Source organism: Variovorax sp. 05T418 (genome assembly GCF_056396385.1).
In genome coordinates, this window is sequence record NZ_JBFTLJ010000007.1 from 14415 (window position 1) to 29115 (window position 14701).

General features: G+C 71.1%; 14 protein-coding genes. 4 read left to right on the forward strand and 10 right to left on the reverse strand.

The features are described from left to right. Nucleotides 1–12: 12 nt before the first annotated feature. On the reverse strand, nt 13–780 hold the full coding sequence (locus AC1DMS_RS15615) for a sulfite exporter TauE/SafE family protein (protein ID WP_478181341.1): 768 nt from the start codon (nt 778–780) through the stop codon (nt 13–15). Nucleotides 781–882: 102 nt separating this feature from the next. Between AC1DMS_RS15615 and AC1DMS_RS15620 the strand changes: the two genes are divergently transcribed. Continuing rightward, entirely contained in the window at nt 883–1788 is a 906-nt protein-coding gene (locus AC1DMS_RS15620; protein WP_012748639.1) for a LysR family transcriptional regulator, read from the forward strand. Nucleotides 1789–1812: 24 nt separating this feature from the next. Here AC1DMS_RS15620 and AC1DMS_RS15625 read toward each other — a convergent pair whose 3' ends face one another. Continuing rightward, nucleotides 1813–2355, reverse strand: coding sequence for a nucleoside 2-deoxyribosyltransferase (locus AC1DMS_RS15625; RefSeq protein WP_038107903.1), 543 nt, complete (start codon nt 2353–2355; stop codon nt 1813–1815). A gap of 70 nt (nt 2356–2425) precedes the next feature. On the opposite strand from AC1DMS_RS15625, the gene AC1DMS_RS15630 reads away from it, so the two are divergent. Then, a complete protein-coding gene (locus AC1DMS_RS15630; RefSeq protein ID WP_012748641.1) occupies nt 2426–2701 on the forward strand; it encodes a DUF4242 domain-containing protein in 276 nt (91 codons plus the stop codon). A gap of 3 nt (nt 2702–2704) precedes the next feature. On the opposite strand, the gene AC1DMS_RS15635 is transcribed toward AC1DMS_RS15630, so the two are convergent. From AC1DMS_RS15635 to AC1DMS_RS15660, 6 genes are all read right to left on the reverse strand, one after another. Beyond that, entirely contained in the window at nt 2705–3175 is a 471-nt protein-coding gene (locus AC1DMS_RS15635; protein WP_018906353.1) for a cupin domain-containing protein, read from the reverse strand. A gap of 70 nt (nt 3176–3245) precedes the next feature. Continuing rightward, nucleotides 3246–3605: a group I truncated hemoglobin gene (locus tag AC1DMS_RS15640; protein ID WP_062366395.1), complete on the reverse strand. Its 360-nt coding sequence runs from the start codon at nt 3603–3605 to the stop codon at nt 3246–3248. A gap of 119 nt (nt 3606–3724) precedes the next feature. Beyond that, a complete protein-coding gene (locus tag AC1DMS_RS15645; RefSeq protein WP_478181342.1) occupies nt 3725–6793 on the reverse strand; it encodes a helix-turn-helix transcriptional regulator in 3069 nt (1022 codons plus the stop codon). A 78-nt stretch (nt 6794–6871) separates the two neighbouring features. Then, a complete protein-coding gene (locus AC1DMS_RS15650) occupies nt 6872–7435 on the reverse strand; it encodes a GAF domain-containing protein (protein WP_244883753.1) in 564 nt (187 codons plus the stop codon). Next, entirely contained in the window at nt 7428–8393 is a 966-nt protein-coding gene (locus AC1DMS_RS15655) for a Bug family tripartite tricarboxylate transporter substrate binding protein (RefSeq protein WP_062366389.1), read from the reverse strand. The genes AC1DMS_RS15650 and AC1DMS_RS15655 overlap by 8 nt, the downstream gene beginning before the upstream one ends. A 52-nt stretch (nt 8394–8445) precedes the next feature. Continuing rightward, nucleotides 8446–10281, reverse strand: coding sequence for a gamma-glutamyltransferase family protein (locus AC1DMS_RS15660; protein ID WP_478181343.1), 1836 nt, complete (start codon nt 10279–10281; stop codon nt 8446–8448). A gap of 94 nt (nt 10282–10375) precedes the next feature. Between AC1DMS_RS15660 and AC1DMS_RS15665 the strand changes: the two genes are divergently transcribed. Next, the gene (locus tag AC1DMS_RS15665; RefSeq protein ID WP_062366385.1) at nt 10376–11311 is read left to right on the forward strand and encodes a LysR family transcriptional regulator; all 936 of its coding nucleotides are present in this window, start codon (nt 10376–10378) and stop codon (nt 11309–11311) included. On the opposite strand, the gene AC1DMS_RS15670 is transcribed toward AC1DMS_RS15665, so the two are convergent. Beyond that, entirely contained in the window at nt 11308–12252 is a 945-nt protein-coding gene (locus AC1DMS_RS15670; protein ID WP_412511391.1) for a helix-turn-helix transcriptional regulator, read from the reverse strand. The genes AC1DMS_RS15665 and AC1DMS_RS15670 overlap by 4 nt on opposite strands. Before the next feature lie 174 nt (nt 12253–12426). On the opposite strand from AC1DMS_RS15670, the gene AC1DMS_RS15675 reads away from it, so the two are divergent. After that, nucleotides 12427–13221 carry a fumarylacetoacetate hydrolase family protein gene (locus AC1DMS_RS15675; protein ID WP_018906345.1) on the forward strand — a complete coding sequence of 265 codons (795 nt, stop codon included), beginning with the start codon at nt 12427–12429 and terminating at the stop codon, nt 13219–13221. A gap of 16 nt (nt 13222–13237) precedes the next feature. On the opposite strand, the gene pmbA is transcribed toward AC1DMS_RS15675, so the two are convergent. Beyond that, nucleotides 13238–14608 (reverse strand): metalloprotease PmbA, encoded by a 1371-nt coding sequence (gene pmbA / locus AC1DMS_RS15680; RefSeq protein WP_478181344.1) that lies wholly within the window; start codon nt 14606–14608, stop codon nt 13238–13240. Between the last annotated feature and the right edge of the window lie 93 nt (nt 14609–14701).

A 14701-nucleotide genomic window follows, 5' to 3' on the forward strand; every position in this document is an offset into this window, starting at 1 on the left:
GGTGCTTCGGGCTCACGCCAGCGCGCGAACCACCATGTAGAGCCCCAGCAGCGCCAGCCCGGCCAGGAAGCAGCGCCTGAACACCGCCACCGGCAGCCGCTTGCGCAGCCAGGTGCCGATCGCCATGCCGCCGAGGGCCGGCACCAGCATCGCGAGTGATCCCCCCACCGCCGCCACCGGATAGCCGCCGTTGCCCGCGAGCCCGATGGCAAGCACCACGGTCGAGGTGGTGAACGAAATGCCCATCGCCTGGATCAGCGCATCGCGCTGGAAGCCCAGGGCCTGCAGATAGGGCACGGCCGGCACCACGAACACGCCGGTCACCGCCGTGACCAACCCGGTGGCGGCGCCCACCACCGGCCCGAGCCAGCGCTCGTGCGCCGCCGGCACCTGCAGCTGCCGTCCCGTGAGGCCCCAGAGCGCGTAAGCCACCAGCGCCACGCCCAGCGCCACCGAGGCCCCTTCGCCCGCCGGCACGCCGAGCCACAGTGCGCCGCCCAGGGTGCCCGCCACGATGCCCGCCTGCAGGCCGCCGATGCGGCGCAGCACCGGCCAGAAGCTCGCGCGCGGCCCGGTCTGCCAGAGGTTGGTGACGAGCGATGGCGCGATCAGCAGCGCCGCCGCGCGCACCGGCGGCATCCAGAGCGCAAGCAGCGCCATCGACACCGTCGGCAGCCCGAGCCCGATCACGCCCTTGACCACGCCGGCCAGGAGAAACACCAGGGTGGCCGCCGCCCAGTGGCCCGTTGCCAGTTCTGCAAGATCATTCGAAATCGTCATTGCGGCGCAGTCTGCCGGCCACCGCCGCGCCTGGAAATGCGGCATTCGCGCAGCCGGCCTCAGGCACAGGCTGAGGCTCCCGTGCTACCTTGCGGCCTCACCATGCGATTCGATCTCACCGACCTGCGGCTTTTCCTCCATGTGGTCGAGGCCGGCAGCCTCACGGCCGGCGCGGCACGCTCGCACATGACGCTCGCCTCGGCCAGCCAGCGCGTGCGCGGCATGGAAGACGCCCTCGGCAGCCCGCTGCTCACGCGCCATGCGCAGGGCGTGCGCCCGACCGAGGCCGGCCGCACGCTGCTGCACCATGCGCGCGTCGTGCTGCAGCAGATGGAGCGCCTGCGCGGCGAGCTCGGCGAGTACGGCCAGGGCCTCAAGGGCCATGTGCGGCTCATGTGCGGCACCTCGGCGCTGACCGAGCACCTGCCCGAGGTGCTGAGCCGCTTTCTCATGCAGCATCCGCGCATCTCGGTCGACCTCGAGGAGCGCCCCAGCCCCGACACCGTCGATGCGCTGCGCGGCGGCCGCTGCGACATCGGCATCGTCTCGGACGCCATCGACACCGAGGGCCTCGAATGCCATCCGTTCCGCCGCGACGACCTGGTGCTGGTGATGCCGCGCGGCCATGCGCTGGCCGGGCGCCGGCGCGTGATGCTGGCCGAGGTGATCGACAGCGAATTCGTCGGCCTGCCCGCCGACAGTGCGCTGCAGCTGCTGCTCACGCAGCACGCCCGCGCGCTCGGCAAGCACCTGGCGTACCGGGTGCGCGTGGGCAACTTCGAGGCCGTGTGCCGCATGGTGGCGCATGGCATCGGCGTGGGCATCGTGCCGCAGACGGCGGCCGAACGCTGCGCCCGCTCGATGAAGATCGCGCGCGCCGCGCTCGGCGACGCCTGGGCCGAGCGCACGCTGATGGCATGCGTGCGCTCGTCGCAGGAACTGCCGCTCAATGCGCGGCGCATGCTCGAGCACCTGGTGGCACCGGTGGAACAGGTGGCGGCGAAGTAGCCGCGGCGCCCTTCCCCGGGCGGCTCAGCGCGCCGGTGCGGCGAGCAGTTCCGCCATCTTCTGCAGCGCCGCTTCCGGCGTCGGCGCGATGTGGATCGAGCAGGCCAGCATGAGGTTCAGCGGCTGCCCGAAGTCCTCCACCGCGATGCCGCTGCCGCTCTCGCGCAGCACCCCGGCCGCATCGGGCGCGCACTGCAGCGCCGCGCGGGCACGGTCGGCATAGCTGCCTGCGGGCACGCCGTAGGCCACGACCGGAATCTGCAGCGCCACCGCGGCGCCCACCTCGAACACCGTGCCCGAATCGGGCTCCAGGCCGCGGAAGCACGCGAGATTGGCCACCACGCCGTCGGCGCCGCGAAGGCGCTGCATGTTGGCCTGGAAGATCTGCATTTCCGGCGCCTGTGCAGCCGGCTCCTCGTTGCCGTCGGCCGGCAGCAGGGCCGCCAGCCCCAGCGCGTCGCAGGCCGCCGCGAGCCGCACGAAGTGCTCCCTGGCGTCCGGGCGAAAGACGTCGGGGCCGGCAAGGTAGATCCGCGGGCGCGCCGGGTTGTCAGGGGATGTGTCCATGAAGGGCACATCTTAGGTTTTTGCGGCCCGCCGTACTACGATGGCACTTCCTCACGACGAAGGAGCCGCCATGCCTCTCTATCTGATCGAGCGCAATTTTGCGGATCAACTCGAGGTCTCGCCCGAGGCCGCGGCCGGCATCATCCGCGTCAACGACGACGTCGGCGTGCGCTGGCTGTATTCGTTCCTCAGCGCCGACAAGAAGAAGACGTACTGCCTGTACGAAGCCCCCGGCATCGAGCCGATCCGCGAGGCGGCACGGCGCAACGGACTGCCGGCCGATGTGGTGGTCGAGGTCGGCGAGCTGCGCCCGCCGCCGCTGCCGGCCGACCTCCTGTCGGCCTGAAGTTCATTTTGCCCGCGGGTCGTCCGCCGGATTGACGTAGGTCACGCCCCAGGGGCCGGTGCCGTGCAGCTGCACCACCGTTTCCTCGCTGGTCCAGGCGAAGTGCGGCGTCTTGGGCTGCAGGATCATCATGCCGCCCGCAACCACCGGCATCGACTTCTGCATGTCGAGCTTGTCGCCCAGGCCCATGTGGAAGGTGCCCGAGAGCACGGTCACCCGCTCGACGGCCGGATGCCAGTGCGACGGAATCCGGTAATTGGCCGGCACCTTGAGGCGCACCGTGAAAGGCACGGCCTCGCTCATCGGGCCTTCGATCACCGCGAGCTTCGCGCCGGGCGGCAGCGAGGGAACATCGGCCCATTTGAGGTCGGCGGGCGAGATCATCCGGTGATCGCCGGACTGGGCCCAGCTGGTGGCGATGCCCGCGATCAGGGCGGCGCCGATCGCCCAGGCGGCAAATGGCTGGCGTGTCATGGTGAGCTTCCTTTCCTTCCGTGTCACCGGCGAAGCGCCGCCGGAGCGCGAGCGAGAGCTGCGGCTGCGTCTACAGCCGCACCACGTCGCCCTTGAGCGAATAGAGGATCGCGACCACCTCGTTCTTCTCGGCCTGGTCGTAGCCGTTCTTGGTCATGGCCGCGACGATGTCGTCCATTGCGGCGACCAGCTCCTGCTCGCTGATGTTCATGCCCTTGTGGGCCGACACCAGGTCCTTGCCGGTGTAGCACTGCGGGCCGCCGCTGCCGGAGCAGAGGAACTCGACCACATGGCGCTCGACCTCGGCGCGGTTGCTGTTCGCAAAGCGCGAACGGATGAGCGGGTTGGTGTAGTGGTTCTCGACGACGTCGGTGACGAGCCGCTGGATGCGCTCCTCTCCACCAAGTCGTTCGTACAGGGTTGCAGGCATGGGGCGCACTCCTTCGGGTTGAGGGCCCGGCGGCGCCGAGCCCGAGACCCGAAGTTAGGCCTGGGCGCGCGGCCGCGCATCGCCCGAATTGACCATTTCGCGCCGGGCCACCCCGGCAATCAGGATGGCTCCAGGCCCTCGGCGACGCGGTGGCGGTGCGCCCAGGCCGCGGCTTCGGTGCGGCTGCGGCAGTCGGTCTTGGAGAGGATGTGGCGCACGTGGTGCGCCACCGTGTGCGGGCTGATGAACAGGCGCTCGGCGATCGCCTGGTTGCTGCAGCCGGCGCAGAGCAGCCGCAGCACGGCAAGCTCGCGCCGGCTCAGGCCCTCGGGGGACGCGGACGGCATCGCGCCGGCGCCTGCCAGTTCGCGCTGCAGCGCCTCGCAGCGCCGCGCCAGGCTGGCCATGCCCAGTTCGCGGCCGAGCGCAAGTGCCGCATCGAGCTGCGTGCCCGCGGCCGCTGCATCGCCGCGCGCGGCCAGCCAGCGCGCCCATTCGAAGCGGCTGTACGCCAGCCAGGGGCGGCCGCCGCAGCGCTCGTCCAGCGCGACCGCGGCCTCCAGATGCGCCGCGGCTTTTGCATCGTCGCCGGCCAGCGCGGCCAGCATGCCGCGGTAGCGGTCCACGGCGCCGAAGCAGGCGATGTTGGTGCCGGTCACCACGTTGCGGCCGGCGTAAGGCGCGAGCAGCCGGTACAGCAGCGCCGCGCCCGGCCGGTCGCCGAGGCGGGCGCAGACCTCGGCCGCAAAGACGGTGTTGGTCAGCCACATGCCGTCGCGCGCAATGCCGGCAAAGCCGTCGGCCGCGAGTGCCTCGTAGGCCTCGCGGGCCGGCTCGTGCAGGTCGAGCTCGGTACAGATCAGTGCGAGGCCGGGCTGCCAGAGGCTGTCGCGCGGCACGCTGCCGACCAGGCCGCGCAGCACCGGCAGCACCTCGCCAAGGCGGCCCTGGTGCCGCCGCAGCACGAAGATCTGCAGGCTGTAGGCGCCCTGCGCATTGCCGGGCAGGAAGCGCTGCCCGATCGTGAAGGTCTGGCCGGCCAGCCGTTCGGCATCCGCAAAGCGGCCCTCGTAGGCGGCGAGCAGCGTGAGGCTGGCGAGCCCCATGGCCTGCATGAAGGGCTGGCGGATCGCATCCGCCACCCGCGCATGGACCTGCGCCAGCGGGCGCGCCGCGGCGAGTTCTCCCTTCTCGACCAGGTCGCCGAAGTACCAGCCGGCCAGCGCGTCGACCCACTCCATGTGGCCGGCATGCTCGGCCACTTCGAGTGCCTCGCGCGCGCAGCGCAGGCGCTCGTCGAGCTGGGCGGGATCGGCGCGCGCCGGCAGGATCGCGGCCAGCGCCTTGAACAGCGGGTGCGGCATCGCCAGTTCGCGCGCCAGCGCAACGGCCTGGTGCTGCGCCGCGTTGGCCTGCGGCTGGCGGCCGCAGAAGATGCAGGCGCGGCACAGCGCGGCCAGCAGATCGACCCGCAGCGCGGCGTCGAAACCGTCTGACGGCGCCAGCGCCTCTTCGAGCAGCGCCGCCGCCTGCTCGCCCGGGCGGCTGATGCGCCAGCCGTTGTTCTCGAAGCCGAGCGCCGCCTGCGCGAACAGGTCCGCGTCGCCGAGCGTGCGCGCCAGCGTGGCCGCTTCCAGGAAGGTGGCGGCACTGGCGTCGTTCTCGCCGGCATGCATCTGCACCGCACCGAGCGCCAGCAACAGCGCGCCATGTCGCGCGCGCTCGGCCGGCAGCCAGCGCTCCTGCAACTGCAGCGCGAGGCGGTAGCAGCGCAGGGCTTCTTCGTGCGCCATCAGCGCCACGGCGCGCGCGGCGGCCTGCTGCGCGATGTCCAGCGCGCGCGCCGCGTTGCCCGCGGGCAGGGCCGCGGCCGCATGGTAGGCGAGCTGCGCCAGCACCGCGTCGAGCCGCCCGGCGTGGCGCGCCTCGAGCGACTCGGCGATGCGCCCATGCAGCGCGACGCGGCGCGCCGCGGGCAGCTCGTCATAGAGCACCTCGCGGATCAGCACGTGGCTGAACTGGTACTGCGGCCCGGGCGGCACGGCCTCGATGACGCGCTGCGCCAGCGCCTCGTCGAGCCTGCCTAGCAACGCGGCCTCGCTGCCGGCGCCGGCCAGCTCGGCCAGCAGCGGCAAGTCGAAGTCGCGGCCGATGCATGCGGCGATCGCGAGCAGTTCGCAGCACGGCGCCGAGAGCTGGTTGAGCCGCTGGCCGATCACCGCGCGGATGCCGCTCGGCACGGTCTCGGCCCGCGCCGCGGCGGCGTGCGGGTCGTTGCCGCAGGGGCCCTGCTGCAGGAAGCGCAGCGTCTCGACCAGGTACAGCGGGTTGCCCTCGGTGCGGCGATGCATGGTCGCGATCACGGCGGGCGGCGGCGTCACGGCGCTGGCCGCGGCCACCATCCGCTCGGTTTCCTCGAGGCTCAGCCCTTGCAGCGGCAGGCGGCAGAACTGCCGGGTGTTCAGCAGCTCGGCCAGGGTGGCAGCCAGCGGATGCTGGCGCGACAGGCCGGCCTCGCGGTAGGAGCCGAGCAGCAGGATGCGGGATTCGCCGACGTCCTGGGCGATGAAGGCCAGCAGCCGCAGCGACGAGGCGTCGGCCCAGTGCAGGTTGTCCAGGATCAGCAGCAGCGGACGCAGCGTCGCCACCTGGCGCCAGAAATGCGTGATCGAGGCAAACAGCCGGAAGCGTGCCTGGTCGCCCTCGCCGATCGCCGGCAGCGCGATGCCGGGGGGCAGCCGCCCGGCGAGCTCGGGCGCGATCTCGACCGCCGCGGCGGCCTCGCGCCCGAGCAGCGCGGGCAGGCGCTCGTCGCGGCAGGCCCGCAGGCAGGCCTGCATCGCGCGGCTCCACGGCAGGAAAGGCGGCGCGCCGGGTTCCTCGAGGCAGCGGCCCCACAGGGTCAGCATGCCGCGCCGCAGGGCCAGCGTCGCCACCTCCTGGGCGAGCCGCGTCTTGCCGATGCCGGCCTCGCCGCTCAGCATGACGACGCGGCCGCGCCCGGCCAGCGCCCCGCCGAGCGCATCGTGCGCCAGCTGCAATTCGCCGCGGCGCCCGACGAAGGGCTCGCTCGCGCCCGCCACCGCCGCTCCCGCGGCAGGCGCCGCACCGCAGGCCGGACATGGCGCATCGGCATGCAGGCGAACGCGCCCGCAGCGATGACAGCCGATCCGGTCCAGTGCAGCCATGCCGCTCCTTGTGCTTTGCCGGCCACGGGACCGGCAAGCGCAAGTCTGCGCGCGGCGAATGCCTATAGGACTTAGGACTTACGCGACGGTGAAGGGAGGCCGAGAGCCCGGCAGCTCCGATGCCCGCACATCGCGGCGCGCGCGCAGCACCCACGGCGTGGCCAGCAGGGCCAGCAGCCGCACCAGCGCAATCTCCTGCGGCGTCCAGCGCGCGCGTGTGCCGAGCACGTTGAAGGTGGCCGCGCATCGGCCGTCTTCCAGCAGCGGCACGTTCACCACCGCGCGCAGGCCCAGCGCGGCAATGAGGGCGTGGTCGTCGAACACCTCGGCCAGCGCCGCCTCCCCTTCACCGACGAAGACCTCGGCGCGCAGCAGCAGCTGCTGCGTCCATGGCGTGAGCGTCTTGCGCTTGCGGCCGGCCACCGGGTAGGCCTGCGGGTCGGATGACCAGAGGCGCTGCAGCTGCACTTCGTCCGGCGGATCGCCCGGGGCCGTCGCGTTCAGGTTCACCGTGAGCAGCCCCGGCCCGAGCAGCGCGCGGCGCGCCGACTCGATGTGCCCCAGCGCGGCATCGACCGTGGCGGCCCGCGGCAAAGCGTCGCACAGCCGCTCGCACACTTCGGTGGACAGCCCCTCAGTCAAGCTTGATCCCGAGGTCCTTGATGACCTTGCCGTAGCGCTCGGTGTCCCTGCGCAACGCGGCGGCCAGCTGCTCGGGCGTGCTCTTCACCAGCTCGACGCCGATCGCATCCATGCGGGCGCGCACCTCGGGCACCGCCAGGGCCTTGTTGATTTCGGCATTGAGCCGCGCGACCAGCTCGGCGGGCATGCCCGCCGGTCCGAATGCGGCGTACCAAACGCTCATCTCATAACCGGGCAGCGTCTCGGCGACGGTGGGCGTGTCGGGCAGCAGCGCGGAGCGCCTGGGCTCCGTCACGGCCAGGAGGCGCAGCTTGCCCGCCTTGACGTGCGGCAGCGTCTGCGTGCCGGCGGAGAACAGCACCTGGGTCTGGTTGGCCACGGTGTCGAGTACCGCCGGCGCGCCGCCCTTGTAGGGCACGTGCAGCATGTCGATGCCGGCCGCCTTCTTGAACATCTCGGCGCTCAGGTGGTTGGTGGAACCGCCGCCGGCCGAGGCGTATGCCAGCTTGCCGGGGTTGGCCTTGGCATAGGCGATGAACTCGCGCAGGTCCTTGGCCGGCACCGAGGGGTTGACCACCATCGTGTTGATCACGTTGGCCACCAGCGCAATGGGCGTGAAGTCATCCGCGCCCTTGAAGGGCATGCCGGGCATCAGCGCGGGATTCATCGCGTGCGTGCTCATCGAGCCGATCAGGAGCGTGTAGCCGTCGGGCCTGGCCTTGGCGACGAAGTTGGAGCCGATGTTGCCGGAAGCGCCGACGCGGTTGTCGACCACCACCGGCTGGCCCATCGACTTGCCGAGCTGCTCGGCAATGGCGCGCGCCAGGATGTCGGTCGAGCCGCCGGCGGCCCAGGGGACGACCAGCGTGATCGGCTTCTCGGGGTAGGTGGCCGGCGCGGCCTGCGCGGCGCATGAGAGGGCCAGCAGAAGCAGGCCCCGCAAGGCACGTTGGAGCATGGTGATGTCCTTGGAACGAAGGTGAGGAAGTTGAAGCAAGACGAGATGGAAATCAGCGGCCCACGGCATAGCCCTGCATGCCGCGCGGGTTGGCGCCGGCACGCAGCACCAGCCGGCCCTGCACGTCGTGTTCGCGGCTGCAGGCGGACATGCGGCTTTCGGACCAGGCATCGCCAACCTGCACCTGGTGGCCCATTGCGCGCAGCTGTTCGAGCGTCTCGGGGTCGAAGCGCGATTCCAGCGTGAGCGTGTTGAGCGTGGTCTGGCGCGGCCAGAAGGAGCCGGGGGCATGCTTGACGTGCCAGGCCGGCGCGTCGATGGCCTGCTGCAGGTTGAGGCCGTGCACCGCATGGCGCAGGAAGAAGCCGACCGACCACTGGTCCTGCTGGTCGCCACCGGGCGTTCCGAACGCCATGCAGGGCTCGCCGTCGCGCAGCGCCATCGACGGCGACAGCGTGGTGCAGGGCGCGACGCGCGGCTCGAGCGAGCTGGGCAGCCCCTCGTCGAGCCAGCTCATCTGCAACCGCGTGTTCAGCGCGAAGCCCAGCGCCGGAATCGCGGGGCTCGAGGACAGCCAGCCGCCCGAAGGCGTGGCCGCGACCATGTTGCCGTGCCGGTCGATCACGTCGATGTGGCAGGTGTCGCCCACGAAGATCTCGCGCTCCGCCCATTCGGCGACCGGCGGCAGCGCGGCGAAAGTGGGTTCGCCGACGCCGAAGCGCGTGTCGGCCGTGCGCAGGGTTCGCGCACTCACGTCCAGGTCGGGCAGGCGCGGCGCAAGGCCGAGCGGCTCGCCGGGCCGCAGCACATCGGACGCGCGCCCTGGATCGACCATGGCCCAGCGTTCGCGCAGGTAGGCATCCGACAGCAGCGCCTGCTGCGCATCGGCGCGCGCGCCGGACGCCGCGCCATACCATGCCAGCCGGTCGGCCAGGGCCAGCTTGGCGGCTTCGGTGATGCGGTGCACGAAGCCCGCCGTGCCAGGCGCATGCTGCTCGAGCCCCGCATGGCGCAGCATGCCGATCTGCTGCAGGAACGCCGGCCCCTGGCTCCAGAAGCCGCACTTCGCGACCGTGTAGCGGCCGAACTGCGCCGTGAGCGGCGCCTCGGTGGCAACGCGCCATGCGGCCATGTCCTCGTAGCGCAGCAGGCCGGCATGCGCCTCGCCGCTGCTGTCGCGCACGGCCGTGCCGCGGCAGTAGCTGTCGATCTCGCGCGCCACGAAGCCCTGCTGCCAGGTGCGGATCGCCGCATCGATCACGCCGGTGCGGCCGCTGCCTTCGCGCTCGGCGGTCTCGACGATGCGGCTGTAGGTGGCGGCCAGCGCCGGCAGCCGGAACAGCGACCCCGGCTGGGGCAGCTTGCCGCCGGGCAGCCACACCTCGGCCGACGAATGCCAGTGTTCGAGGAACAGGCCGCGCACGGCAAGAATTGCCTCGGCGACGCGCGGCACCAGCGGAAAGCCGTCGCGCGCATAGCCGATCGCCGGAGCGAGCACGTCGGCGAGCGACCAGGTGCCGTGCTCGCGCAGCATGGTGAGCCAGGCAGGGAACGCACCCGGCACCGTGGCCGCCAGGAGGCCGATGCCCGGCACCTGCTCGAAGCCGAGCGCGCGAAACGCCGCGGCGCTGGCCTCGGCCGGTGCGCAGCCCTGTCCGCGGACGGCATGCATGCGCCGCTCGCGTTCGCTCCACAGCAGGATCGGCACCTCGCCACCGGGGCCGTTGAGATGCGGCTCCACCACCTGCAGCACGAAGCCGGCGGCCACGGCGGCGTCGAAGGCGTTGCCGCCGCGCTCGAGCACGCCCATCGCGGTCTGCGAGGCCAGCCAGTGGGTCGAAGAGGCGACGCCGAAGGTGCCGGCGATTTCAGGACGGGTCGTGAACATCCGGCCGAGTGTAGAAACAACGAATAGCTGCTTCTGCATATTTTCTGATGAATCCATGCATTGGCTGCTATGGCTCTCGCATAGGATCGGCGGCATGCCGGCGCCGACACTGCAACACCTCACGCCGCGGCTCAAGCTGCGCCACTTCGCCCTTCTCGCGGAACTCGAGCGCCAGCGCTCGGTCAGCCGCGCGGCGCAGCATCTCGGCCTGAGCCAGCCCACCGTCACGCGCGCGCTGGGCGAGATCGAGAACATCTTCATGGCGCCGCTGTTCACGCGCGGCCGGCGCGGGCTGGAGCCCACGGCCGCGGGCCTGCTGGTGCTGGCGCGGGCGCGGGTTGCGCTGGCCGATGCGCAATCGCTGGGCGAGGACCTGGCCGCGCTCGGCACCGGGCTGCAGGGACGGCTGCGCATCGGGGTCATTCCCTTTCTTTCGCGCGTCACGCAGGACGCCGTCTGGCAGCACCTGCTGGCGGTGCGGCCGCGCCTGGGCTTCGTGGTCGAAGAGGCCACGACCCATGCGCTCGTGCAGGCCGTGCGGGCGCGCACGCTGGACTGCGCGATCTGCCGCTTCACGCCGGCCAGCGCCGAAGCTGGGCTGGCACAGCAGTTCCTCTACGAGCAGGAACCGCGCCTCGTGGTGTCGCGCGCGGCCGCCCAGCGGCTGCTGCGGCGCGGGCTCGACTGGGAGGCCTTCGTGTCCTTGCACTGGATCTTCCCGCCGGCGGACACGCCGATCCGCCAGATGATCCATTCGATCTTCGCCTCGGCCGGGCAGCCGGTGCCGGTGCCCCTGCTGGAGGCCTACGCGCACAAGACGCTGGTGTCGGTGCTGCGGCACATGCCCGACGCGATCACCATCCTGCCCGACGACATTGCGCAGGAGGTGGCCGACGCGAGCGGCGCCCGCGTGATGCCCCAGCGCCTGCAGTGGAACCTGCCGCCCGTGGGCGTGGTACGGCTGCAGGATGCGGCCAACGCGACCATCGTGGATGCGATGGCCGAGGCGCTTCGCAGCGCGCGGCCCTAGCGGCTCGAAAGCGCCTGGGTGGCAGTGGCCAGCCCGGCATCCGCCTGGCTGCGGAACTGCCGCGGCGTGACGCCGCTCTGCAGCCTGAAGCGGCGGCTGAAGTACACGGCGTCGCCGAAGCCGCACTGCCGCGCGATGTCGCCGATGCGGGCGTTCGAGGTCACCAGCAGTTCCTTCGCGCGCTCCAGGCGGCGCTCGGTCACGAGTTCGGTGAAGGTGCGCTGGGTCTGCTTCTTGAGCAGGTGCGCGAGGTAGTTGGGCGAAAGCATGGCGGCCGCCGCGGCGTCGTTGAGCGACATCTCCTCGGCCAGGTGCTCGCGCACGTAGCGCATCACGCGCTGCAGCGCATCGTGGCCCGCGCTGCGGCCGCTCTGCAGCGCCGCCTGCGCGAGCAGCGGCGCCTCGTGCCGGTGGCAAACCAGCGCCATCAGCTGCAGCAGGATGCCGCGGATCGCGCCCACGGCACCGAAGCGCCGCCCGCGGTTCAGCGCGGCAAGCTCATCGAGCCATCCGAGGATGCGCGCGAAATCGGCATCGCCGAAGTGGAAGTCCATGTATTCCTGGAACAGGAAGGGTGCGAGCTCCGGCTGGCGCGCGGCCGGCACCTCCTCCAGGTCGAGCGCCTCGACCGCGAGTTCGGGCCAGAGAAAGCCCTGGTCGAAGTTCACGATGGCATAGCGCGCGCCGGGCGGATGCGGCACCACGTGCACGCGGTAAGGCAGCACGAAGCTCAGGTGCCCCGCGGTGAACGGCCGCACCGCGCCGCCAACTACCTGTTGCGAGCCGCCGTGGATGCTGACCTGGATCTGGAAATACTCGTGCCGGTGCGGGCGCGCGAGCACGTCGCGCGCGCCTTCGAAGCGGATGTCGAAGTCGAGGTGGTTCGCGCGCTCCTGCATGCCATAGAGGCGCAGGCTGCTGGATGGAAGAGCCGACGACATGGCGCGATGGTAAGCCCCTCGCCCAGGGCCGCCCCGACAGGCGGGACGGTGTTGCTTTCGTCCTGTTTTTGCGTAGATGCGTGCGCAAGCGCCGCCGCGGCGCGCTCCAGAATGGCCCGGCCGGCTGCGGCCGGCCTTCATCGCCTTTCATCAAAGATCCAGGAGACAAAGACCATGTCCAATTCACGACGCGGCCTGCTGGCCGGTTCCGCCGCCGTGGCCGCCAGCGCCATGGCCGGCTGCGCGCTGCCGGCCGGCGGCGCATCGCGCCCGGCGCCCACGCCCTTCACGGTCGCACAGGCTACGGTGCCGATCGTCGGCAGCGAGCAGGCGTTTCCGGTGCGCCGCATCTACTGCATCGGCCGCAACTATGCGGCCCATGCGCGCGAGATGGGTTCCGACCCGAGCCGCGAACCGCCCTTCTTCTTCCAGAAACCGGCGGATGCGATCCAGGTCGTCACGCCCGGCACCGTGGCCGACCATCCGTACCCCTCGCTCACCAAGAACTACCACTACGAGGTGGAACTGGTGGTCGCGCTCGGCAAGGGCGGGCGCAACATCGCGGCGGCGGATGCGCTGGACCTGGTCTACGGCTACTCGCTCGGGCTGGACATGACCCGGCGCGACCTGCAGCGCGAGATGGGCGACCAGAAGAAGCCCTGGGAGATCGGCAAGAGCTTCGACCGCTCGGCGCCGATCGGGCCGATCCATCCCGTGGCCAAGGTCGGCCACTACACCGACGGCGCGATCTGGCTCAAGGTGAACGGCCAGACCAAACAGAACGCCACGCTCAAGCACATGATCTGGTCGGTGGCGGAGCAGATCAGCCGCCTGTCGCAGGCTTTCGAGCTGATGCCCGGCGACATCATCTATTCGGGCACGCCCGAGAACGTGGGACCGGTGGTGCGCGGCGATGTGATCGAGATCCACATCGACGGCCTGCCGAACCTGTCGGTGCGCATCGTCTGATGGATGCGCCGGCCGGCTAGCTGCCGGCCACCTTCATGCGGTTGACCAGCACCGAACCCGTGGTCTTGGCGCCAAAGGTGTAGGCATCGGCGCCGATGGCCTCGATGCCCATCAGCATGTCCTTGAGGTTGCCGGCAATGGTGATCTCATGCACCGGGAAGGCGATCTTGCCCTTCTCGACCCAGAAGCCGCTCGCGCCGCGCGAGTAGTCGCCGGTCACGTAGTTCACGCCCTGCCCCATCAGCTCGATCACGAAGAGGCCGGTGCCGAGCTTGGCGAGCATGGCGTCGAGATCGTCGCCCGGCTGGGTGAGGCGCGAGCTCAGGATCAGGTTGTGCGAGCCGCCGGCGTTGCCGGTGGTCTTCATGCCCAGCTTGCGCGCGGAATAGGTCGACAGAAAGTAGCCTTCGAGCCGGCCCGCATCCACCACCTTGCGCGCACGGGTCACCACGCCTTCGTCGTCGAAGGGCGAGCTGCCCTTGCCGCGCAGGATGTGCGGGTCTTCGGCCACGTCGATGTGCTTGGGCAGCACCGGCTTGCCGAGCGAATCGAGCAGGAAAGTGCTCTTGCGGTACAGCGCCCCGCCGCTCACAGCCTGCACCAGCCCGCCCAGCAGGCCCACGGCCAGCGGCGACTCGAACAGCACCGGGCATTCGGTGGTCTTGATCTTGCGCGACTTGAGCCGGCTCAGCGCCCGTTCGGCGGCATAGCGGCCCACCGCCTGCGGGCTGGCCAGCTCGCCGGCCGAGCGCATGGAGCTGTACCAGGAGTCGCGCTGCATGTCGTCGCCCTTGCCGGCGATCGGCGCGACCGAGATGGAATGCCGCGAGCTGGCGTAGCCGCCGCGGAAGCCGTGCGTGTGGGCGCTGAAGAAGTGGCTCTGCTGGGCCGAGACGCCCGCGCCTTCGCTGTTGGTGATGCGCTTGTCGGTCGAGAGCGCCGCCTCTTCGCATTCGAGCGCGAGCCGGGCGGCTTCTTCGCTGGTCACGCTCCAGGGATGGAACAGGTCGAGCTCGGGGTGCTCCTTGGCGATGTCTTCCTCGTCGGGAAGGCCGCTGACCGGGTCTTCGGCGGTGAAGCGGGCGATGTCGTAGGCCGCCTGCACGGTCTGGGCGATGGCGGCCTCGGAGAAGTCGGAGGTGCTGGCGTTGCCGCGGCGGTGGCCCACGTAGACCGTGATGCCGAGCGACTTGTCGCGGTTGCGCTCCACGTTCTCGAGTTCGCCCTTGCGGACCGAGACGCTGAGGCCGCAGCCCTCGGAGGCCTCGGCGCCGGCGTCGGTGGCACCGAGCTTCTTGGCGTGGGCCAGGGCCGTGTCGACCAGGTTTTCGAAGAAGGAGCGGCTGTAGGCGAAGCCGGAATCGGCGCGCGAGGAGGATGTCGTCATGTGGTGGCTATGATACTTGCGCCCCCCATATCCCGTTTTGTCCCGGCTTTCCGTTGCGCATTGCACGCGTTGCAACGCCGCACGGTGCGGCCC

Excerpts from the sequence above, each read along its gene's own strand:
- pmbA (WP_478181344.1), bottom strand. The coding sequence starts at position 14,608 with ATGACGACATCCTCCTCGCGCGCCGATTCCGGCTTCGCCTACAGCCGC.
- AC1DMS_RS15645 (WP_478181342.1), bottom strand. The coding sequence starts at position 6,793 with ATGGCTGCACTGGACCGGATCGGCTGTCATCGCTGCGGGCGCGTTCGC.
- AC1DMS_RS15620 (WP_012748639.1), top strand. The coding sequence starts at position 883 with ATGCGATTCGATCTCACCGACCTGCGGCTTTTCCTCCATGTGGTCGAG.
- AC1DMS_RS15665 (WP_062366385.1), top strand. The coding sequence starts at position 10,376 with ATGCCGGCGCCGACACTGCAACACCTCACGCCGCGGCTCAAGCTGCGC.
- AC1DMS_RS15655 (WP_062366389.1), bottom strand. The coding sequence starts at position 8,393 with ATGCTCCAACGTGCCTTGCGGGGCCTGCTTCTGCTGGCCCTCTCATGC.
- AC1DMS_RS15675 (WP_018906345.1), top strand. The coding sequence starts at position 12,427 with ATGTCCAATTCACGACGCGGCCTGCTGGCCGGTTCCGCCGCCGTGGCC.
- AC1DMS_RS15670 (WP_412511391.1), bottom strand. The coding sequence starts at position 12,252 with ATGTCGTCGGCTCTTCCATCCAGCAGCCTGCGCCTCTATGGCATGCAG.
- AC1DMS_RS15615 (WP_478181341.1), bottom strand. The coding sequence starts at position 780 with ATGACGATTTCGAATGATCTTGCAGAACTGGCAACGGGCCACTGGGCG.
- AC1DMS_RS15660 (WP_478181343.1), bottom strand. The coding sequence starts at position 10,281 with ATGTTCACGACCCGTCCTGAAATCGCCGGCACCTTCGGCGTCGCCTCT.
- AC1DMS_RS15630 (WP_012748641.1), top strand. The coding sequence starts at position 2,426 with ATGCCTCTCTATCTGATCGAGCGCAATTTTGCGGATCAACTCGAGGTC.
- AC1DMS_RS15635 (WP_018906353.1), bottom strand. The coding sequence starts at position 3,175 with ATGACACGCCAGCCATTTGCCGCCTGGGCGATCGGCGCCGCCCTGATC.
- AC1DMS_RS15625 (WP_038107903.1), bottom strand. The coding sequence starts at position 2,355 with ATGGACACATCCCCTGACAACCCGGCGCGCCCGCGGATCTACCTTGCC.
- AC1DMS_RS15640 (WP_062366395.1), bottom strand. The coding sequence starts at position 3,605 with ATGCCTGCAACCCTGTACGAACGACTTGGTGGAGAGGAGCGCATCCAG.